Source organism: Aminobacter sp. SR38, assembly GCF_014843375.1.
In the GTDB taxonomy this organism is placed as follows: domain Bacteria; phylum Pseudomonadota; class Alphaproteobacteria; order Rhizobiales; family Rhizobiaceae; genus Aminobacter; species Aminobacter ciceronei.
Genome location: NZ_CP062112.1, coordinates 1,466,387 through 1,487,641 on the forward strand (window position 1 = coordinate 1,466,387; position 21,255 = coordinate 1,487,641).

Genomic DNA, 21,255 nt, shown 5'->3' on the forward strand with positions numbered 1-21,255 from the left:
GCCGGGACCGCCGCCCCCTTTTTCAGGGGCGGCGGCAGAGCCGGGACTAGTCCTTGCTGACGAAGCGTGAAGGATGAACGTCCATGACGTTCTCGTCGAAGCCCTTGATCTTCGGCGAAACGAGGTTCTTGTAGCTGTAGTAGAGCAGCGGGATCTGGCCGACATCATCGATCAAGATGCGTTCTGCTGCGGCCATTTCCTTCAGGCGTTCTTCCGGCTTGCCGCCAGCGGCGGCTGCCTTGTTCATGGCCTCCTCAAACTTTGGGCTATTGTAGTTCGAGTAGTTGTTGCCGGAAGCCTTGCGCGAGATGCCGAGGAAGCTTTCCGGATCCTTGTAGTCGGCAATCCAGCCCGCACGAGCGACGTCGAAGTCACCCTTCTGCTCGAGATGACCGTAGTGGGTCTTGGTGTCGGTGTTGAGCAGCGTCACCTCGATGCCGAGCGGCTTGAGCTGCTCCTGGATCGCGACTGCCGTGTTCTTGTGGTTCTCCGACGTGTTGTAGCGGATTTCCATCTTCAGCGGCTTGTCGGGGCCGTAGCCGAGCTTCTCGAGAACCTTCTTGGCTTCATCCTCGCGGTCGATCTGCGACTTGTCGGCGAAGGTCGCCAGTGCCGAAGTGTAGCCTTCGATACCGGGCGGCACCATCGAGTAGCCGGGGATCATCGAGTTCTGCCAGACCTTCTCGGCCAGGAAGTCGCGGTCGATGGCCATCGACACTGCATTGCGCAGCTCGACATTGTCCCACGGTGCCTTGTCCGTCTTGATGGCGTAGTAGTAGGTGCCGAGATAGGCGCCGATACGCAGCTGATCGCCGAATTTGGCCTTCAGGTCAGCCATCTGCTCGGTCGGGATATCGTCGTTGCTGTCGAGTTCGCCAGCCTCGAAGCGCTTGATGGCGGTCGAGCGGTCTTCCGTCGGGAAGTAGTTGACGGCGTCGAGCTTCACATTGGCGGCGTCATGGAACTTCGGGTTCTTGACCAGCTTGATGTGATCGTTCGGGACGAATTCTGCGAGCGTGAACGCGCCGTTAGACACCAGGTTGCCCGGCTTGATCCAATCGGCGCCGAGCTTGTCGATGGCGGCCTTGTTGACCGGATAGGTCGACTGGTGCGTCAGCATTTCGAGGAAGTATGGGGTCGGTGCCTTGAGGGTCACTTCGAAGGTGTTGGCATCGACTGCCTTGACGCCGAGTTCTTCGGGCTTGGCCTTGCCGGTGTTCACTTCTTCGCCGTTCTTCACGACATAGAGCATCGAAGCATATTCGGCGCCGGTGGCCGGGTCCTCGAGGCGGCGGAAGGAGTAGACGAAGTCTTCGGCGGTAACCGGGCTGCCATCCGACCAGGTAGCGCCCTGACGGAGCTTGAAAGTGTAGACGGTGCCGTCGTCCGAAACGGTCCAGCTCTCGGCTGCACCCGGAATGATTTCGGCATTCTGGTCCTGCATGACAAGACCTTCGAACAGGTCGCGCAGGATGTGGGCTTCATAGACCGTCGATGTCTTGTGCGGATCCAGCGATTCCGGATCGGCCGAATTGCCGCGATTGAAGACGACCTCCGCAAAAGCCGGAACGGACAACGCTCCAGCAGACAGCGCAAGCGTCGTAGCGAACACTGTCGCTTTCAGCATGTTCTTCAGCATGTGTTACTTCTCCCAAATAGGCGTGTTCCCCGTAAACACGGCCTCGCCTGGTTAGCGCCCGAATGCCGGATGTTTCCGGTTTCGTTGAGCGAGCCGGCAGCTCCCTACCGCCAGCGGTGGCTGACACTAGACACGACAATTTTTATTTTCAACACGACTCGTGCTCACCTAAAGTCAACTTGAGCGAGTTCAAACTAAGCGCCCGATAAAGTAATCGAGCGGCGCCAAGGTGATACGGTCTTTTTCGAACTCACCTGAAGCGCCGGGGAACGACACTTGGCTCACGCCGGCAAGCCTTGCCGGAACTGGCAATGAGGCTGCTTTCTCTGAAAAGTTGAAGACGCAGAGCAGCCGTTCGGCCCCTTCCTCACGCAGGAAAGCGAGCACGTCGCCCTCGGTTTCCAGCAGCTCAATCGAGCCGTGGATAAGTGCCGGAAGCGTCCTGCGCGCCTCGAGCACCGCCCTGTAACGACACAGAACTGATTCCGCGTCGCCCTGCTGGCGGTCGACCGCCAGCGCACGATGGGCAGCCGAAATCGGCAGCCAGGGTTTGCCGTCGGAGAAGCCACCCTGCTCTGCCTGGGCCTCCCACACCATCGGCGTGCGGCAGCCGTCGCGGCCCTTGTAGCCTGGCCAGAAGCGGATGCCGTAAGGATCGCGCAAGTCTTCGAAAGCAACGTCGGCTTCTTCAAGACCAAGCTCCTCGCCCTGGTAGATGCAGATCGAACCGCGCAGGCAGGCAAGCAGGGCAATGGAGAATTTGGCCACCGCCTCCGGGTCGCCGCCGGGCCGCGTCCAGCGCGTGACATGGCGGATGACGTCATGGTTGGAGAAGGCCCAGCAGACCCAGCCGTCGGTCACCGCCGCCTCGAAATCGGCAATGCATTTGCGGACGTGGGCGGCGGAAAATTTCGGCCCAAGCAGGTCGAATGTGTAGCACATATGCAGCTTGTCGCCGCCCGAGGTGTAGGCCGCCACCGTCTGCAGCGAGCGCTCGCCGTCGCCGACCTCACCGACCGAACTGCGACTGCCATATTCGTCGAGCAGGGCGCGAAAGCGCTCGAGAAAGGCGATGTTTTCCGGCCGCGTCTTGTCGAACAGATGGTCCTGGTACTCGTAGGGATTGGCTTCCTCGTTCTCGCCGGCAACGCTTTTCGCCAAGGGCGGGTTGTCGCGCAGCCACTTGTCGTGGACGTAGAAATTCACCGTGTCGAGCCGGAAGCCGTCGACCCCGCGATCGAGCCAGAAGCGAACCGTTTCCAGAAGCGCTGCCTGCACTTCGGGATTGTGGAAGTTGAGATCCGGCTGCGAGGCGAGGAAATTGTGCTGGTAATATTGCTTGCGCGTCGAATCCCACTCCCAGCCTGGACCGCCGAAGATCGACAGCCAGTTGTTCGGCGCGGTGCCGTCAGGCTTGGGCTGGGCCCAGACATACCAGTCGGCCTTGGGATTGTCGCGGCTCATCCGGCTTTCGACGAACCAGGGATGCTTGTCGGACGAGTGCGACAGCACCTGGTCGATGATGATCTTCAGCCCGAGGCGGTGCGCCTCCGATATCATCGCGTCGAAGTCGGCGAGCGTGCCGAACATCGGATCGACGTCACAATAATCGGAGACGTCGTAGCCCATGTCGGCCATCGGCGACTTGAAGAAGGGCGACAGCCAGACCGCATCGACGCCCAGCGAGGCGATATGCGGCAGGCGCCTGGTGATGCCGGCGAGATCGCCGCTGCCGTCGCCGGTGCTGTCCTGGAACGAGCGCGGATAGACCTGGTAAATGACGCAGCCGCGCCACCAGTCGGCACCGGATTGCTGGGTCATGGCTGATCTCCTGGGCTTTCGGCCTGAGGCCGTTCGATCGCAAATGAAACGCTGCGCGCCGGCACGGCAAAACGCCCGCCACCCGGATGTGCCCCGGCCATCGCCTGTCGCCATTCGAAGGCCGAACGCGCCGGCAGGGCAAAATGGACATCGCGCCGCGCGCCGTTGATCATGACGGCAAGCCGGCCGCCCTCTGCGGCACCATTGCCCAGAAGCATCGTCAGGCGGTGACGGTCGGGTTCATGCCAGTTGGCGTCGCTCATCGCCCGGCCGGCCTCGGTCAGCCATTCGACGTCCGCCACCTGCGCGCCATCAGGGACTGCGCCGCTGAGGAAGCCGACTTGCGCCAGCGCCGGCACCTCTCGCCTCAGCTTGCCAAGTTCAGCGACGAAGTCCTCCAGGGCGACGTCACGCTCGGCCCAGTCGAGCCAGGTCAGTTCGTTGTCCTGGGCGTAGGCATTGTTGTTGCCGCGCTGGCTCCGGCCAAATTCGTCTCCCGCCGTCAGCATGATGGCGCCGCGCGAGGCAAACAGCGTCGCCAGCAAGGCGCTGATATCGCGACTGCGCTCGGCCGATATCTCGGGATCGCCGCTCTCGCCCTCGACGCCGTTGTTCCAGGAAAAGTTCTCATTGTGGCCGTCGTGGTTGTGTTCGCCATTGGCCTCGTTGTGCTTGCGCTCGTAGCGGACGAGGTCGGCGACCGTCATGCCGTCATGGGCGGCAATGAAGTTCACCGTCCGCGTCTGCGCCCCGCCGCCGAAGCTGTCGGAGGATCCGGCAAGCCGTGTCGCCAGCGCGCCGACCAAACCGCGGTCGCCGCGCCAGAAACGCCTGACGTCGTCGCGGTAGCGGTCGTTCCATTCGAGAAACTCCGGGGGAAAGCCGCCAAGCCGGTAGCCGTTGTGGCCGATGTCCCAGGGTTCGGCGATCAGGACGCGGTCGCCGATGACGGGGTCCTGCCGCATCGCCTGCAACAACGGTGCGTCAGCACTGAATTCACCGCCGACCCGACCCAGCACGGGCGCGAGATCGAAGCGGAAGCCGTCGATGCCGGCGTGGACGATGAAATGCCGCAAGCTGTCGAGCACCAGTCCCTGAACCACCGGATGGTCGCAGGCAAGCGTGTTGCCGGTTCCGGTGTCGTTGGCATAGCGGCCGGGATCGTCGACCGCCGGGCGATAGTAAGCTGGGTTGTCGAGGCCGCGCAGCGACAGGGTCGGCCCGAATTCATCGCTTTCGGCGGTGTGGTTGAAGACCAGGTCGAGGATGACGCCGATGCCGGCGGCATGCAGTGCCGCTGTCGTCTCGCTGAGCTCGGCGATGCCGCCAGGCGCCAGGCGCGGATCAAGCGCCATGAAGGTCACCGGATTGTAGCCCCAGGCATTGCTGAGGCCGAGGCGCGGCAAGTGGCGCTCGTCCATCACAGCCGTCACCGGCATCAGCTCGACCGCCGACACGCCAATCTTCGACAGATGGTCGATGATGACAGGCTCGGCCAGCGCCCGGATCGTGCCGCGCAGGCGCTTCGGCACACCGGGATGGCGCATGGTGAAGGCGCGCACCGGCACCTCGTAGATCAGCCCGCCCGGCCGAAACGCCGGTGCTGCGTGCGGCACGATGGGCAGCCTCGCGGCCACTGCCTTGGGCATCAGCGCAGCGCTGTCGCCGCCCTGCCCTCTTGGGGCGGCAAGCCGGGCGTCATAGCGGTAAGGCCGGTCTATTCGCAGCGCGTAAGGATCGACAAGCAGCTTGCCGGGATCGAACCACAGGCCGTCGTCCGGCGCATATCGCCCGTCGGCGCGAATACCGTAGCGCGTGCCCTCGCCCAGTCCGGCGACATGCAGTGCGAAAACCCCGTCGCTTTCACGCTGAAGCTCCAGCCGGGCCGTCTCCGCCTTGCCGTCGGCGTCGAAGACCGACACCCACATGCGTTCGGCAGCTCCGGACCAGACGCCAAACCGGATGCCGTCATCGGTTAGTGTCGCGCCAAGAGGTGGAGTGCTGCCATCCCTGGTCATCGGGCAGCACCGGTGCGGCCAGCCGATCTCCCCGGAGATGTCCGGCAGGACAGAGGGGCGCGCGAAGGATTGCGACCTCTCCGGACCGGACGAGTATCTCGCCCGGGGAGCAGGCTCGTCCGGTAGACTTCAGAGGAAAGCGCTCGACGTTGCCCCCCTCTGTCCTGCCGGACATCTCCCCCGCAAGGGGGGAGATTGGCAGCGGCACCCTCGGCGATCGTCCTTCGCCATTGGCGATTGGCAGCGTCACCTCCCGTCCTGTGCCGGAGATCGGCGCGGGCAATGAAGGCTAATCTCCCCCCTTGCGGGGGAGATGTCCGGCAGGACAGAGGGGGGTGCGAAGGATCGCGACCTCTCCGGGCCGGACGAGTATCCCGCCAGTGGAGCAGGCTCGTCCGGCAAACGTCGGAGGAAAGCGCTCGACGTTGCCCCCCTCTGTCCTGCCGGACATCTCCCCCACAAGGGGGGAACTCAGCCGCAATCGACCATTTCACGTAATCACGCTCGGCTTGTCGCGGCCGGTGTGGCTGCGGATGCCGGCGATGTCGTCGGCGGCCTTGATCAGGTCGGCAAGTGCGGCCTGCGTGTCCTGCCCGTGCCGCGCCGGATCGGGTTCGTAGCGCTCGATATAGACGCGCAAGGTGGCGCCCGAGGTGCCGGTGCCCGACAGGCGGAAGACGACACGCGAACCGCCTTCGAACAGCACGCGGATGCCCTGGTTCCTGCTCACCGAGCCGTCGACAGGGTCGTTGTAGGCAAAGTCGTCGGCACTGGCGATCTTCATGCCCTGAACGCTGGTTCCCGGCAGCGACGCCAGCTTGCCGCGCAGGGCGTCGACCAGCGCATTGGCCTTGTCGGTCTCGACCTCTTCATAGTCATGGCGCGAATAATAGTTCTGGCCATAGGTCGCCCAATGCTTGGCGACGATGTCCTTGGCGCTCTCGCCGCGCACGGCAAGAATGTTGAGCCACAAAAGCACCGCCCACAGCCCGTCCTTCTCGCGGACATGGTCGGAACCGGTGCCGGCACTCTCCTCGCCGCAGATCGTCGCCATGCCGGCGTCGAGCAGATTGCCGAAGAACTTCCAGCCGGTCGGCGTCTCATACATGCCGATGCCGAGTTTCTCGGCAACCCGGTCGGCGGCACCGCTGGTCGGCATCGAGCGGGCGATGCCCTTGAGCCCGGCCTTGTAGCCCGGCGCAAGATGGGCGTTGGCCGCCAGCATCGCCAGCGAATCCGACGGCGTGATGAAGATGCCGCGGCCGATGATCAGGTTGCGGTCGCCGTCGCCGTCGGAGGCGGCGCCGAAATCAGGCGCGTCGGGCCCCATCATCTCGTCATAGAGATGCTTGGCGTGAACCAGGTTCGGATCGGGATGGTGGCCGCCGAAATCCTCCAGCGGCACGAAGTTGCGGGCGGTGCCCTCGGCAGCGCCGAGGCGGCGCTCGAGGATCTCCTTGGCGTAGGGGCCCGTCACCGCGTGCATGGCGTCGAAACGCATGCGGAAGCCCGACTTGAACAGGGCACGCAAGGCGTCGAAATCGAACAAAGTCTCCATCAACTCGGCATAGTCGGTGACGGGGTCGACGACCTCGACCTTCATGCCGCCGACCTCGAAGGTGCCTGTTTTGTCGAGATCGACAGCGCCGATGTCGGCGATCCTGTAGGCCGAAATGACCTTGCTGCGGGCATAGATCGCATCGGTCATCTTCTCCGGCGCCGGACCGCCGTTTTCGGCATTGTACTTGATGCCGAAATCCTCGTGCGGGCCGCCGGGATTGTGGCTGGCCGACAGGATCAGCCCGCCGAAGGCCTTGCGCTTGCGGATCAGGTTGGAGGCCGCCGGCGTCGACAGGATGCCGCCCTGCCCGACAACGACGCGGCCGAAGCCGTTGGCCACCGCCATGGCGATGACCTTCTGGATCACCTCGCGATTGTAGAAGCGGCCGTCGCCGCCGACGACCAGCGTCTTGCCGGCGAAACCTTCGAGCGAATCGAACACCGACTGGATGAAGTTCTCGGCATAGTTCGGCTGCTGGAAGACCGGCACCTTCTTGCGCAGGCCCGACGTGCCGGGCTTCTGGTCGGTATAGGGCGTGGTGGCGACGGTGCGAATCATTCAGGCATCCCTTTTTGAGAGAAGCATGCGGTAAAGTGCGGCATATTTCTGGGCGCTGCGGTCCCAGGATACATCCGACTTCATGCCCTGCTTCTGGATTGCCGCCCAGACTGCCGGCTCGGCATGCAGCGCATTGGCCCTCGATATGGCGTGGTGGAAGGCGCCGGCGTCTTCGGGCGCGAACTGGAAACCGGTGGCGACGCCGGCCGCCACCGCCGCCTCGTTGGCGTCGATGACGGTATCGGCCAGCCCGCCGGTGCGCGCGACGATCGGCACGCAGCCATAACGCAGGCCATAAAGCTGGGTCAGGCCGCATGGCTCGAAACGCGACGGGATCAGGATACCGTCGGCGCCGCCCTGCAGCAGATGCGACAGGCCCTCGTCATAACCGATGACGACGCCGACACGGCCGCGATGGCGGGCGGCAGCGGCGAGAAGCGCGCCTTCCAGCCCGGCATCGCCCGAGCCCAGTATCGCCAGCCGCGCGCCGGAGGCGACCACCGGATCGATGATGGTCGAAAGAATGTCGATGCCCTTCTGCCAGGTCAGGCGGCTGACGACGCAATAGATCGGACCGTCGTCACGATCGAGCGTCATGCGCTCTTCGATCGCCCGCTTGTTGGCCTTGCGCCCCTTCAGGCTCTTGGCCGTGTAGGTGGCCGCAAGATGGGTGTCGGTCTCCGGGTTCCAGATGTCGTCGTCGATGCCGTTGACGATGCCGTAAAGGTCGGGCGAGCGCAGGTTGATCAGCCCGTCGAGCCCCATGCCGAAGGCCGGAGTGCGAATTTCCTGGGCGTAGGTCGGGCTGACGGTGGTGATCGCCCACGCTGCCTGCAGGCCGGCCTTGAGGAAGCCGACGCCGCCATAATATTCGACGCCGTCGAGCGCCATCGCCTGCTGCGGCAGGCCGAGGCCGGCAAAGATGCTGGCGCCGAACTGCCCCTGGAAGGCGAGGTTGTGCACCGTCATGACAGACGGCACATCAGCCGCCTCGCCATAACGCATATAGGCAAGCGTCATCGCCGACTGCCAGTCATGGGCGTGCACGATGTCGGGCTTGTAGTCCTTGACCACACCCGCAGCGATGTCGGCGCCGACACGGCCGAGTGCTGCAAAGCGCCGCCAATTGTCCTGCCAATCGGCACCGGTGACGTCGCCATAGGGTCCGCCGGGCCGGTCGAACAGATGCGGCGCGTCGAGCACCAGCATGTCGAGGCCGGCGATCTCGGCTGAATGGAGCGCTGCCTTGCCGCCTTGCAAAGCGGGGTAGTGATGAACCGTCTTTTTCTTCTTCAGCGCGTTCATCACCACGGGATAACCCGGCACCAGGCTGCGGGTGGCGACGCCGAGCCCGGCAAGTGCCGCCGGCAAGGCGCCGGTGACGTCGGCCAGCCCGCCGGTCTTGATCAGCGGGAAGATCTCGGGCGTGACCGAAAGCACCTGCACCGGTTACGACTCCAGCCTGTTGATCATCTCCTGGGTGATCAGGCAGATGCCTTTTTCCGAGACGCGGAAACGCTTGGCGTCGAGCACCGGATCCTCACCGACGACAAGTCCCTCCGGTATCTGGACGCCATGATCGATGACGACCCGTTTGAGCCGCGCATTGCGGCCGACATAGCAGGCCGGCAGCATCACCACATCCTCGAGCGTCGAATAGGAATTGATGCGCGCGCCGGTGAAGATCAGGCTGCGCTTCAGCGAGGCGCCCGAGACGATGCAGTCGCCCGAGACCAGTGACGATATGGCGGACCCGCGCCGGCCGTCCTCGTCATGGACGAACTTGGCCGGCGGCGTCAGTTCCGAATAGGTCCAGATCGGCCAGTCGCGATCATAGAGGTCGAGTTCGGGCGTGATGTCGGTGAGGTCGATATTGGCTTCCCAATAGGCGTCGACGGTGCCGACGTCGCGCCAGTAGGCCTCGCCTTCCATGCTCGAGCGCACGCAGGACTTGGCGAAACGATGGGCGACGGCTTTGCCGTGCTGGACGATGTAGGGAATGATGTCCTTGCCAAAGTCGCGGCTCGATTCCGGTTCGTTGGCGTCGCGGCGCAACTGCTCCATCAGGAACTTGGTCTTGAAGACATAGATGCCCATCGAGGCCAGCGCATAGTCCGGCTTGTCGGGGATGCCGGGCGGATCGGCCGGCTTTTCGATGAAGGAAATAATGTTGTCCTTCTTGTCGACATGCATGACGCCGAAGCCGGTCGCCTCCATGCGCGGCACCTCGAGGCAGCCGACGGTGACGTCGGCGCCGGCGTCGACGTGCTGGCGCAGCATCAGCTCGTAATCCATCTTGTAGATGTGGTCGCCGGCGAGGATGACCATGTATTCGGGGCCGTAAGCCTCGATGATGTCGATGTTCTGGTAGACCGCATCCGCTGTGCCTTCATACCACTGCGTTTCGGAGACGCGCTGGCTTGCCGGCAGGATGTCGAAACTCTCGTTGCGCTCCGGCCTGAGGAAGTTCCAGCCACGCTGCAGGTGGCGGATCAGCGAATGCGCCTTGTACTGGGTGGCAACGCCGAGGCGGCGAATGCCCGAGTTCAGCGCATTGGACAGCGCAAAATCGATGATGCGGGTCTTGCCGCCGAAATAGACCGCGGGCTTGGCGCGCCGGTCGGTCAGTTCCTTGAGCCGGCTGCCGCGCCCGCCGGCAAGCACATAGGCCATGGCATCGCGCGCCAGCGGCTGGTTTCTCTTCAGTTCCATGCCATCCTCCCTGCTCAGTCCGCCACAAATTCGAGCATGATCGTCGCCAGCGGCGGCAGAAGCAGCACAGCCGCTGCCCCTCCTCCATCCGTCGGGTGCGCGGTGACCATGCCGCTGTTGCCTTTGCCCGACCCGCCATAGTCCAGCGCGTCGGAGTTGAAGATTTCCCACCATGTGCCTGCCTTTGGCAGCGGCACGCGATAGCCGTCGCGCAGAACCGGCGTGAAGCTCGAGATGACGGCGATGGGTGCAGCGCCAGGCGCCTTGCGCAGCCAGGCGAAGACGGAATTCGCGGCATCGTCGACGATCAGCCACTCGAAGCCTTCGGGCTCGCAGTCGCGGGCATGCAGCGCCGGGCGCGAGCGGTAGAGCTGGTTGAGATCACGCACCAGCTGCCAGACACCACGATGCGGGGCGAAGTCGAGCAGGTTCCAGTCGAGCGCCCTTGCCTCGCTCCATTCCGCGCGCTGGGCAAACTCCTGGCCCATGAACAGGAGCTTCTTGCCGGGATAACCCCACATGAAGGCATAGTAGGCGCGCAAAGTCGCGAACTTCTGCCAGTCGTCGCCGGCCATCTTGGCGAGCAGCGTGCCTTTGCCATGCACGACCTCGTCATGCGACAGCGGCAGGACGAAATTCTCGCTGAAGGCGTAGAGCAGCCCGAAGGTGATCTCGTTGTGATGATGCTTGCGATGCACCGGCTCCTTGGCAAGGTACTCCAGCGTGTCATGCATGAAGCCCATGTTCCATTTGAAGCCGAAGCCGAGCCCGCCTTCATGCACCGGCTGCGACACCTTGGGCCAGGAGGTCGATTCCTCGGCGATGGTCATCACACCGGGATGGGCGCCATAGACAGCCGCATTCATCTTCTGCAGGAAACGCACCGACTCCAGGTTCTCGCGGCCACCGAACTCGTTGGGGATCCACTCGCCTTCCTTGCGCGAGTAGTCGAGATAGAGCATCGAGGCGACCGCATCCACGCGCAGCCCGTCGACATGGTATTTCTCTGCCCAGAACAGGGCGTTGTTGACCAGGAACGACACCACTTCGCGCCGGCCGAAATTGTAGATCGCGGTGTTCCAGTCGGGATGGAAGCCCTGGCGCGGGTCGGCATGCTCGTAGAGTGCTGTGCCATCGAAATGCGCCAGTCCGTGTTCGTCGACGGGGAAATGCGCCGGCACCCAGTCGAGGATGACGCCGATGCCGGCACGATGGGCGCCGTCGACGAAGCGGGCAAAACCTTCGGGTTCACCGAAGCGGGCGGACGGCGCATAAAGCCCCGTCGTCTGGTAGCCCCAGGACGGGTCGTAGGGATGTTCCGAGATCGGCAGGAACTCGATATGGGTGAAGCCGGTGTCGACGGCATAGGGGATCAGCCGGTCGGCCATCTCGTCCCACGACAGGAAGCTGCCGTCGTCGCGGCGCTGCCATGAGCCGGCATGGACCTCATAGATGCTGATCGGCTCGCGCCGATGGTCAGCCGCTTTCCAGTGGGCCCGGTGCGCGGCATCGCCCCATTCATGCGCGGGCGGCATGTCGGTCACCGATGCGGTCGCCGGGCGCAGCTCCGAACGGATGGCGTAGGGATCGGCCTTGAGCGGCAGGCGCACGCCGCGCGCCCCGATCAGCTCGAACTTGTAGGGCCGGCCCGGACCGATGTCGGGCACGAAGATCTCCCAGATGCCGGTGTCCTGGCGCAGGCGCATCGGATGCCTGCGGCCGTCCCAGTCGTTGAAGTCGCCGACCACCGAAACCCGGTGCGCGTTGGGCGCCCAGACGGCGAAATGCACGCCGTCAGCGCCTTCATGCGTAATCAGATGCGCGCCGAGCTTGTCGAACAGGCGGAGATGCGAGCCTTCAGAGATGAAGTAGTCGTCCATCGGACCGAGCACCGGGCCGAAGCTGTAGGCATCGGTCACCCACCAGTCGCCGCCGGCATTTTTTGCCAGATAACGCAGCGGCTGGCGCTTGCGGATCGACAGCTTGCCTTCGAAGAAACCGGCATCGTTGCGGCGGGCAAGATCGCCGCACGCCTTGCCTTCAATCGTGTGGGCGGTGACGGTCTCGGCATGCGGGATGAAACAACGGGCAAGAAAGCCCTTGCCCGACTGCTGGAGCCCGAGCACCGCGAACGGGTCGCCATGGGTGCCGTTCACGATCGCCTCGATATCGCCGTCCGTGGCTCTGTCGAGCTCCGGTTTCGTTTCGGCGGCCGCGCCGGGCTTCAGCATGTCTTGGTGTCCCCTCCCAGGGTTTCTTCGGCGAGGTCAGTTCATGCAATCACATCAGGCCGGTACGTTCCAGATTTCTTTGGCATATTGACGGATTGTCCGGTCCGAAGAGAACCAGCCGACACGCGCGACATTGCGAATGGCGCGCGCGTACCAGTCCGGGCTGTCGCGCCAGACAGTGTCGACCTGGCGCTGGGCAGCGGCATAAGAATCGAAGTCGGCGGCGACCATGAACCAGTCGTGCTGGTAGAGCCCGTCCATCAGCTCGCGGTAGCGCGCGGGGTCGTCGGGCGAGAACACGCCTGAGGAAATCGCAGCGACCGCCTGCTTGAGTTCAGGCGAACCGTCGATCACCGCCGCCGGCTGGTAGGCGCTGTTGCGGCGCTGGGCAACCTCCTCGGTGGTCAGGCCGAAGATGAAGATGTTGTCGTCGCCGACATGCTCCTTGATCTCGACATTGGCGCCGTCGAGCGTGCCGATGGTGAGCGCGCCGTTGAGCGCGAACTTCATGTTGCCGGTGCCCGACGCCTCCATGCCCGCCGTCGAGATCTGCTCCGACAGGTCGGCCGCCGGCATCAGGATCTCGGCGACGCTGACATTGTAGTTCGGCACGAAGACGACCTTGAGCAGCCCGCGCACCGATGGATCGCTGTTGATCACCCTGGCGACGTCATTGGCCAGTTTGATGATCAGCTTGGCGTTGTGGTAGCTGGGTGCTGCCTTGCCGCCGAAGAACTTCACCCGCGGCATCCATTCGCGCTCGGGATGCGAGCGGATCTGGTCGTAGAGCGCCACCGCCTCGATGATATTCAGCAGCTGGCGCTTGTACTCGTGGATGCGCTTGATCTGGATGTCGAACAGCGCCGACGGATCGACCTTGATGCCCAGCCGCTCGGCGACGAGGTTCGACAGCCGCACCTTGTTGGCGCGCTTGACGGCGGCGAACTTGTCGCGGAACGCGGCATCTCCGGCAAAGCCGTCGAGCTCGCGGATCGCCTCGATGTCGTCAAGGAAGCGGTCGCCGATGGCTTCGCGCGCCAGGCCGGTCAAGCCGGGATTGCACTGGATCAGCCAGCGCCGCGGCGTGATGCCGTTGGTCTTGTTGTTGATGCGGTCGGGATAGAGGCTGTGCAGGTCGGCAAACACCGTTTCCTTCATCAGCTCGGTGTGCAGCGCCGAGACGCCGTTGACGCTGTGCGAACCTGCGAAGGCGAGATTGCCCATGCGGACGCGGCGCTCGCCATTCTCCTGGATCAGCGAGATACGACTGATCTGCTCGCCATTGAAGCGGCCGGTCGCCCTGGCTTCGAGCAGAACCTCGGCATTGATGGCGTAGACGATCTGCATGTGGCGCGGCAGAAGCCGCTCGAACAGCGGCACCGGCCAGCTTTCGAGCGCTTCCGGCAAAAGCGTATGGTTGGTGTAGGCAAAGGTCCGCCTGGTGATGTCCCAGGAGATGTCGAAATCCATGCCATGGACATCCATCAGCAGGCGCATCAGCTCGGGCACGGCGACGGCGGGATGGGTGTCATTGAGGTGGATCGCCGCCTTGTCGGGCAAGGAGATGAGGTCGCCATATTTGCTGATGTGGCGCTGCAGGATGTCCTGCAGCGAGGCCGTCGAGAAGAAATACTCCTGACGCAGCCTGAGCTCCTGCCCCTCCTTGTGCGAGTCGGCGGGATAGAGCACGCGCGACAGCGCGTCGGCCTTGTTGCTTTCGGCCAGCGCGCCGATGTGGTCGCCGGCATTGAACCTGTCGAGCAGGATCGGATCGAGCGGCATGCCAGACCACAGCCTGAGCGTGTTGACGCGGGCGCCGCGCCAACCCACCACGGGGGTGTCGTAGGCAACCGCCAGCACGCGGTCGGTCGGTTTCCAGACGTGGCGTTCGAGCCGTCCGTCGGGTGCGGTGATCGACTCGACCGAGCCGCCGAAGCCGACCTCGAAGGCACGTTCGCGGCGCTCGAATTCCCAGGGATTGCCGTGTTCCAGCCAGGTCTCGGGCAGTTCGACCTGCCAGCCGTCATGGATTTCCTGGCGGAACATGCCGTTGGCGTAACGAATGCCGTAGCCATGGGCCGGAATGTCGACGGTCGCCATGCTTTCCATGAAACAGGCGGCGAGCCGGCCGAGACCGCCATTGCCGAGTGCCGCGTCGGGCTCGAGCCTGGCGATGACGTCGAACTCGACGCCGAGCGAGGCCAGCGCCTGGCGCATCGCATCCATCAGGCCGAGATTGGAGAAAGCGTCGCGCATCAGGCGACCGATCAAAAACTCCAGCGAGAGGTAATAAACCCGCTTGGCGCTCTGGTCATAGGCCTCCTTGGTCGAGGAGATCCACTCGTCGACGATGCGGTCGCGCACGACCTTGATCGAGGCGGTCAGCCAGTCATAGTCGGTCGCAACCGTGGCGTCCTTGCCGAGCCGGTACTTCAGCGCGCTGAGGATTTCGGCAGCCAGGGCCTCGGGGCTGGTATCGCCAAGCGGCGGTTCGGGGATTTTGGGGGTCACTGCGCGGGTCATCTCGCCTCTCGCATGTTGTTCGGCCACCGTTCTTCTGCCTCCCTTGCCGACACCTGTCCTCCCACACGCATGTTAGCCATTCCGAATGCGATCTCAATCGATTTAAATCTCCGCGTCAATATCTCGCGACGCGGAGACAGGGGGATCTCGCGAGCGGAGACCCCCAGGTTTAGGCCGGCCGGTCAGGCAGCGATGGCCGCTTCCGGCGGCGCCTTGGCGCCGGTCATGAAGGCCACCGCATCGGACATCGAGTATTCCTTCGGATCGATGACCGTCAGCCGGCGGCCGAGGCGGTGGATATGGATGCGGTCGGCGACCTCGAAGACATGCGGCATGTTGTGCGAGATCAGCACGATCGGCAGGCCGCGCCGCTTGACGTCGAGGATCAGTTCGAGCACGCGCCGGCTTTCCTTGACGCCGAGGGCCGCCGTCGGCTCGTCCATGATCACCACCTTGGAGCCGAAGGCAGCCGCGCGTGCCACCGCCACGCCCTGACGCTGGCCGCCGGACAGCGTTTCGACAGCCTGGCTGATGTTCTGGATGGTCATCAGGCCAAGTTCGGTCAGCTTTTCGCGCGCCCGCTTTTCCATTGCGCCCCGGTCGAGCATACGGAACCAGTTGCCCATGATGCCGGGCTTCCGGATTTCACGGCCGAGGAACATGTTGTCGGCGATCGACAGCGCCGGCGAAAGAGCGAGGTTCTGGTAGACAGTCTCGATGCCGGCGTCGCGCGCCTCCATCGGCGCCTTGAAGTTCACCACCTTGCCTTCGAGGCGGATTTCGCCTTCGTCAGGGGTGATGGCTCCCGAAATCGCCTTGATGAGCGAAGACTTGCCGGCGCCGTTGTCGCCGATCACAGCCAGGATTTCGCCGGGATAGAGGTCGAAATCGGCCTGATCGAGGGCGGTGACGCGGCCATAGCGCTTGACCAGACCGCGCGCGGTGAGAAGGGGTTCGGTAGCCATCAGCCTGCAACCTTTCTGATCCACTGGTCGATTGCGACCGCGATGATGATGAGGGTGCCGATCAGCAGATATGTCCACTGCGGATCGGTGCCGATGAGGCGGAGGCCAAGCTGGAAAACGCCGACGATCAGCGCGCCGAACAGCATACCCAGGATCGAGCCACGCCCGCCGAACAGCGAGATGCCGCCGATCACCACCGCGGTGATGGATTCGATGTTGGCGAACTGGCCTGCCGTCGGCGACACCGAGCCGATGCGGCCGATGAGCATCCAGCCGCCGAGGGCGCAGATCAGGCCGGAAATGACATAGACCGAGATCAGCACCCTGTTGACGCGCACGCCGGAAAGCTGGGCCGCCTCGGGATCGTCACCGATGGCGTAGACATGCCGGCCCCAGGCGGTGTGGTTCAAAATGTACCACAGGACCGCCACCAGCAGCACCATGGCGACGACGCCATAGGTGAACACCGCATTACCGAGCCGAAAATTGGCCCCGAAGAACTGGAGGATCGGAGCCTGGGCCTCGATGTCCTGGGCGCGGATCGTCTCGTTGGCCGAATAAAGGAAATTCGTTGCCAGCACGATCTGCCAGGTGCCGAGCGTGACGATGAAGGGCGGCAGCTTCATGTAGGAGACCAGCACGCCATTGATCCAGCCGCACAATGCGCCGACGGCGAACCCGCACAGGATCGCCAGCGACGGCGGCAGGCCGTATCGGAACGTGAACTGCCCCATGACCACAGACGACAGCACCATGATAGCGCCGACGGACAGGTCGATGCCGGCGGTCAGGATGACCAGCGTCTGGGCGGCGCCGATGATGCCGGTGATCGCCACCTGCTGCAGGATCAGCGTCATCGAGAAGGCGGAGAAGAACTTGCCGCCGATGATCAGGCCGAACAGCGCCACCGAGGCAACCAGCACGATCAGCGGCACCGCCGCGGGATTGGAATGCAGGAAATGCTGGATCTTCTCGATCGGCGACCGTGTATGCGTATCGAAGCTGGCCACTGACGTGTCGCTGCCCGAGAGAACCTTCTCGAACTCCTGCGGCCGCCTGGCATCTGCCGAAGCGTCACTCATGTCGATTTCCTCCCATCAGGGATTTCATATCCCCCTTGTAGGAAGGGCGACCAAGGGGTCGCCCTTCGTCTGCAAGGAAGTGTCTCGCCGTCAGGCGGTCAGATCAACCCCAGCACTTTTCCAGGCCGGTCTTCACGTCGATCGATTCCACGCCGGTGGCCGGCTTGTCGGTCACCAGCGAAACGCCGGTGTCGAAGAAGTCCTTGCCTTCGGTCGGCTTGGGCTTCTCGCCGCTGTCGGCGAACTTCTTGATCGCCTCGATGCCGAGAGCGGCCATCATCAGAGGATACTGCTGCGAGGTCGCACCGATGACGCCATCCTGGACGTTCTTGACGCCCGGGCAGCCGCCGTCGACGGAGACGATCAGCACGTTCTTCTCCATTCCCACGGCCTTGAGTGCTTCATAGGCGCCGGCGGCGGCAGGCTCGTTGATGGTGTGGACGACGGTGATGCCCGGATCCTTCTGGAGCAGGTTCTCCATCGCCTTGCGGCCGCCTTCTTCATTGCCGTTGGTGACGTCATGGCCGACGATGCGGGCATCGTCTTCGTCGCCGATCTTGTTGGCGTCCTTCACGTCGATGCCGAAGCCCATCATGAAGCCCTGGTCGCGCAGCACGTCGACCGTCGGCTGTGACGGGGTCAGGTCGAGGAAGGCAATCTTGGCGTCCTTGGCCTTGTCGCCGAGGGTCGCGGCAGCCCACTGGCCGATCAACTTGCCGGCAAGCAAATTGTCGGTGGCGAAGGTGGCGTCGGCCGAATCGGCCGGCTCAAGCGGGGTGTCGAGGGCTATGACCAGGATGCCGGCGTCGCGCGCCTTCTTGACCGCCGGCACGATGCCCTTGGTGTCGGAAGCCGTGATCAGGATGCCCTTGGCGCCGTCGGCGATGCAGGTCTCGATCGCCGCGACCTGGCTTTCCGAGTCGCCGTCAATCTTGCCGGCATAGCTCTTCAGCGTGACACCGAGCTCCGCCGCCTTGGCAGTCGCGCCTTCCTTCATCTTGACGAAGAAGGGATTGGTGTCGGTCTTCGTGATCAGGCATGCGCCGACATCGGCAGCCGATGCAGGGGCTGCGACAGCGGCGAGCGCGGCTACGGCCGCACCAAAGACAGTCGTCTTCAGAATTGAAAATTTCATAAGGGGCACTCCTCCCAGAACCAAACCATGCACGCCCATCATCGGGCCGTGCTCCGGATGCTCGTTCACTCTTCCCAGTCGAGTATCCGGCGCTGACGAAACACCAATCAGGATCGCCTGTCAATAATTAAATCACTCTTATTTATTATTGACAGGATTGCGGTCGGCCCGCATTCTGCCGCAAAAGAGAATTGCGGATTTTTCAGGAAAACCGCTGAGCGGATCTCTGGAGAAGACCGCGGGCGGATCTTCTGAGAAGACCGCGAAGTATGGGAGGAAGCCGGTGGAGGCCGGGAGTTTGAGGCACGGTTCGCCCGATGCTGCGGAGACCCCGCAATTGCGCGGCACCAACCAGAGCGGCATGCGCGACCAGAACGAGCGGCTGGTGCTGTCACTGGTCAGGCAGAGCGGCGCGCTGGCCAAATCCGACATCGCCCGCATGACCGGCCTGTCGGCGCAGACCGTCTCCGTCATCATGCGCGAACTGGAGGTCGAAGGGCTTCTGCTGCGCCAGGAGCCGATCCGCGGCAAGATCGGCCAGCCCTCCATTCCGATGGCGCTCAACCCGGAAGGCGCCTTCTTCATCGGCCTCAAGATCGGTCGCCGCAGCGCCGAACTCGTGCTGATCGATTTTCTCGGCCGAACGCGGGCGATGCTGCAGAATTCCTATGGCTACCCGACGCCCCAGGACACCATCGAATTCGTGAAATCAGGCATCGCCCAGATGCGTGCCGGCCTGACGCGCGAGCAGGACAAGCGCATCGCCGGCCTCGGCGTGGCCATGCCGTTCGAGCTCTGGAACTGGGTCGACACGGCGGGTGCTCCGCGAGAAATCATGGATGCCTGGCGCAACCGCGACATCCGCGCCGACCTGCAGGCACTGTTTTCCTTCCCCGTCTATCTCCAGAACGATGCCACCTCCGCCTGCGGCGCCGAACTGGTGTTCGGTGACATCGGCGCGCTGCGCGACTTCGTCTATTTCTACATCGGCGCCTTCGCCGGCGGCGGCGTGGTGCTGAACGGCAGGCTCTACAGCGGGCCGACGGGCAATGCCGGCGCGCTCGGCTCGATGCCGGTGCCGGGCCCCGGCGGCAGGCCAACCCAACTCATCGACGTCGCCTCCATCGCCGTGCTCGAAAAGGCACTGAACGCCAGGGGTATCGAAGCGGCCTACCTCTGGACATCGCCCGAGGAATGGCAAGATCTCGGGCCCGACATGGGCCCCGACCTCGACAACTGGATTACGACCGCCTCGGAGGCGCTTGCCTATGCCATAGTGGCGTCGGCCTCGGTCATCGATTTCGAATGTGCCGTCATCGACGGCTGGATGCCGGCGTCGATCCGCGCCCGCCTGGCGCAGGCAGTGCAGTCGGCGATCGGCAGGATCGACGTCGAGGGCTTGCGTATCCCGTCCGTCCGCGAGGGCACCGTCGGCATCCATGCGCGCGCCATGGGCGGCGCCAGCCTGCCGCTGTCAGAGCGCTTCCTCATCGGCTCGACCGCACCGTCGCGAGGGGTCTGATCGTGCTCATCAACATTCCCGCCCTGCTCGGACCCGAACTGCTCTTCACCTTGCGCGCGATGGGCCATGGCGACGAGATCGCCATCGTCGACGGCAACTATCCCGCGCTCGAGCATGGTCGCCGCGTCGTCCGCGCCGACGGGCTGGACCTGATTCCGGTGCTCGACGCCGTGCTGCAGGTGCTGCCGGTCGACGATTTCGTGCCGCAGGCGATCTTCCGCTCCTCGGTCAAGGGCGACCCTGACGTGTCCGACCCCGTGCATGGCGAAATCGCAGAGGTCTGTGCCCATCGCGCCCCCGGCTTCGCCGTCGTGCCGCTCGCCGGTGATGCCTTCTACGACAGGGTCAAGGCGGCCCACACCATCATTGCCACCAGCGAGCCAAGGCTCTACGCCAATGTCATCGTCCGCAAGGGCGTCATCTATCCCAAGGGAACCGGCAAATCATGATCCTGTGCTGCGGCGAAGCGCTCATCGACATGCTGCCACGGCAAAGTCCCGACGGCGAACCCGCCTTTGCGCCTTATGCCGGCGGTGCGATCTTCAATTCGGCGATCGCGCTCGGGCGCCTCGGCGTGCCGACCGAATTCTTCTCCGGCCTGTCATCAGACCTGTTCGGCCAGCAGATCCGCGACGTGCTCGCAGCGAGCAATGTCGGCTCGCGCCACGCCAATCTGTCGGGACGGCCGACGACGCTGGCCTTCGTCCGGCTCGACAACGGCCACGCCACCTACACCTTCTATGACGAAAACACCGCCGGCCGCATGCTGACCGAGGCCGATCTGCCGAGCCTTGGCGACGACATCGATGCCATGCTGTTCGGCGCGATCAGCCTCATTCCCGAGCCATGCGGTTCCGCCTACGAGGCGCTGATGAAGCGCGAGCACCAGCGCCGCGTCATGATGTTCGACCCCAACATCCGGCCGGGTTTCATCCAGGACAAGCAGGCGCATCTTGGACGCATGCGCCGCATGCTTGTCATGGCCGACATCGTCAAGCTTTCGGACGAGGACCTGGCCTGGTTCGGCGAGACCGGCAGCCATGACGAGATCGCGGCGCACTGGCTGGGCCAGGGCCCGAAGCTGGTGATCGTCACCAGGGGCAGCAAGGGCGCAACCGCCTACAGCGCCCGCCATACCGTCTCGGTGACGCCGGAAAAGGTAACGGTGGTCGACACAGTCGGCGCCGGCGACACCTTCAATGCCGGCGTTCTCGCCTCGCTGCACGAACAGAAGATGCTGACCAAGGACGCTGTTGCGGACCTGTCGGAATCAGCCATCGAAGCGGCACTTTCGCTCGGCGCGCGGGCCGCGGCGGTAACCGTATCCAGGGCAGGCGCAAACCCGCCATGGCGGCGTGAACTGGCCTGAATCGGGCGTTTACAGGCGATTTCAGCGATCACTTTATGTTTCGCATCGGCAAGCCGGCTTAAACGCATCTGCCTGAAAATCCCTGTTTTCCGCCATTTTCGACGCGAAATCGCTGCAAC

Annotated in this window: 14 protein-coding genes; 3 read left to right on the forward strand and 11 right to left on the reverse strand. The window is 63.9% G+C overall.

The features are described 5' to 3' along the window. Positions 1-46 precede the first annotated feature (46 nt). The 11 genes from IG197_RS07220 to IG197_RS07270 all read right to left on the reverse strand — a co-directional run bounded on the left by IG197_RS07220 (position 47) and on the right by IG197_RS07270 (position 18,245). A complete protein-coding gene (locus IG197_RS07220; protein ID WP_067964419.1) occupies positions 47-1,639 on the reverse strand; it encodes a peptide ABC transporter substrate-binding protein in 1,593 nt (530 codons plus the stop codon). A gap of 189 nt (positions 1,640-1,828) precedes the next feature. After that, positions 1,829-3,460 (reverse strand): alpha-glucosidase family protein, encoded by a 1,632-nt coding sequence (locus IG197_RS07225; protein WP_192317952.1) that lies wholly within the window; start codon positions 3,458-3,460, stop codon positions 1,829-1,831. Next, positions 3,457-5,478 (reverse strand): glycogen debranching protein GlgX, encoded by a 2,022-nt coding sequence (gene glgX / locus IG197_RS07230; RefSeq protein WP_192317954.1) that lies wholly within the window; start codon positions 5,476-5,478, stop codon positions 3,457-3,459. Before glgX ends, IG197_RS07225 begins: the two co-directional genes overlap by 4 nt. Before the next feature lie 490 nt (positions 5,479-5,968). After that, entirely contained in the window at positions 5,969-7,597 is a 1,629-nt protein-coding gene (locus IG197_RS07235; RefSeq protein WP_067964423.1) for an alpha-D-glucose phosphate-specific phosphoglucomutase, read from the reverse strand. Beyond that, entirely contained in the window at positions 7,598-9,043 is a 1,446-nt protein-coding gene (gene glgA, locus IG197_RS07240; RefSeq protein WP_192317956.1) for a glycogen synthase GlgA, read from the reverse strand. Between the two features lie 3 nt (positions 9,044-9,046). Continuing rightward, positions 9,047-10,309: a glucose-1-phosphate adenylyltransferase gene (gene glgC, locus IG197_RS07245; protein WP_192317958.1), complete on the reverse strand. Its 1,263-nt coding sequence runs from the start codon at positions 10,307-10,309 to the stop codon at positions 9,047-9,049. 14 nt (positions 10,310-10,323) lie between these two features. Beyond that, entirely contained in the window at positions 10,324-12,540 is a 2,217-nt protein-coding gene (gene glgB, locus IG197_RS07250) for a 1,4-alpha-glucan branching protein GlgB (protein ID WP_192317960.1), read from the reverse strand. Between the two features lie 54 nt (positions 12,541-12,594). Then, complete coding sequence (locus IG197_RS07255) at positions 12,595-15,063, reverse strand: glycogen/starch/alpha-glucan phosphorylase (protein WP_192317962.1); 2,469 nt, start codon at positions 15,061-15,063, stop codon at positions 12,595-12,597. 182 nt (positions 15,064-15,245) lie between these two features. Next, complete coding sequence (locus IG197_RS07260) at positions 15,246-16,028, reverse strand: ATP-binding cassette domain-containing protein (protein WP_192317963.1); 783 nt, start codon at positions 16,026-16,028, stop codon at positions 15,246-15,248. Continuing rightward, positions 16,028-17,110: an ABC transporter permease gene (locus IG197_RS07265; RefSeq protein ID WP_192317965.1), complete on the reverse strand. Its 1,083-nt coding sequence runs from the start codon at positions 17,108-17,110 to the stop codon at positions 16,028-16,030. Before IG197_RS07265 ends, IG197_RS07260 begins: the two co-directional genes overlap by 1 nt. A gap of 103 nt (positions 17,111-17,213) precedes the next feature. After that, positions 17,214-18,245 carry a sugar ABC transporter substrate-binding protein gene (locus IG197_RS07270; RefSeq protein WP_192317967.1) on the reverse strand — a complete coding sequence of 344 codons (1,032 nt, stop codon included), beginning with the start codon at positions 18,243-18,245 and terminating at the stop codon, positions 17,214-17,216. 283 nt (positions 18,246-18,528) lie between these two features. On the opposite strand from IG197_RS07270, the gene IG197_RS07275 reads away from it, so the two are divergent. The 3 genes from IG197_RS07275 to IG197_RS07285 are packed head-to-tail and all read left to right on the forward strand — an operon-like array spanning position 18,529 to position 21,136. Then, the gene (locus IG197_RS07275; RefSeq protein ID WP_192317969.1) at positions 18,529-19,767 is read left to right on the forward strand and encodes an ROK family transcriptional regulator; all 1,239 of its coding nucleotides are present in this window, start codon (positions 18,529-18,531) and stop codon (positions 19,765-19,767) included. Positions 19,768-19,769: 2 nt separating this feature from the next. After that, a complete protein-coding gene (locus tag IG197_RS07280) occupies positions 19,770-20,216 on the forward strand; it encodes an RbsD/FucU family protein (RefSeq protein ID WP_192317971.1) in 447 nt (148 codons plus the stop codon). Beyond that, positions 20,213-21,136, forward strand: coding sequence for a carbohydrate kinase (locus tag IG197_RS07285; RefSeq protein WP_192317973.1), 924 nt, complete (start codon positions 20,213-20,215; stop codon positions 21,134-21,136). Before IG197_RS07280 ends, IG197_RS07285 begins: the two co-directional genes overlap by 4 nt. Positions 21,137-21,255: the final 119 nt, after the last annotated feature.

Excerpts from the sequence above, each read along its gene's own strand:
- IG197_RS07220 (WP_067964419.1), bottom strand. The coding sequence starts at position 1,639 with ATGCTGAAGAACATGCTGAAAGCGACAGTGTTCGCTACGACGCTTGCG.
- IG197_RS07225 (WP_192317952.1), bottom strand. The coding sequence starts at position 3,460 with ATGACCCAGCAATCCGGTGCCGACTGGTGGCGCGGCTGCGTCATTTAC.
- glgX (WP_192317954.1), bottom strand. The coding sequence starts at position 5,478 with ATGACCAGGGATGGCAGCACTCCACCTCTTGGCGCGACACTAACCGAT.
- IG197_RS07235 (WP_067964423.1), bottom strand. The coding sequence starts at position 7,597 with ATGATTCGCACCGTCGCCACCACGCCCTATACCGACCAGAAGCCCGGC.
- glgC (WP_192317958.1), bottom strand. The coding sequence starts at position 10,309 with ATGGAACTGAAGAGAAACCAGCCGCTGGCGCGCGATGCCATGGCCTAT.
- glgB (WP_192317960.1), bottom strand. The coding sequence starts at position 12,540 with ATGCTGAAGCCCGGCGCGGCCGCCGAAACGAAACCGGAGCTCGACAGA.
- IG197_RS07255 (WP_192317962.1), bottom strand. The coding sequence starts at position 15,063 with ATGACCCGCGCAGTGACCCCCAAAATCCCCGAACCGCCGCTTGGCGAT.
- IG197_RS07260 (WP_192317963.1), bottom strand. The coding sequence starts at position 16,028 with ATGGCTACCGAACCCCTTCTCACCGCGCGCGGTCTGGTCAAGCGCTAT.
- IG197_RS07265 (WP_192317965.1), bottom strand. The coding sequence starts at position 17,110 with ATGAGTGACGCTTCGGCAGATGCCAGGCGGCCGCAGGAGTTCGAGAAG.
- IG197_RS07270 (WP_192317967.1), bottom strand. The coding sequence starts at position 18,245 with ATGAAATTTTCAATTCTGAAGACGACTGTCTTTGGTGCGGCCGTAGCC.
- IG197_RS07285 (WP_192317973.1), top strand. The coding sequence starts at position 20,213 with ATGATCCTGTGCTGCGGCGAAGCGCTCATCGACATGCTGCCACGGCAA.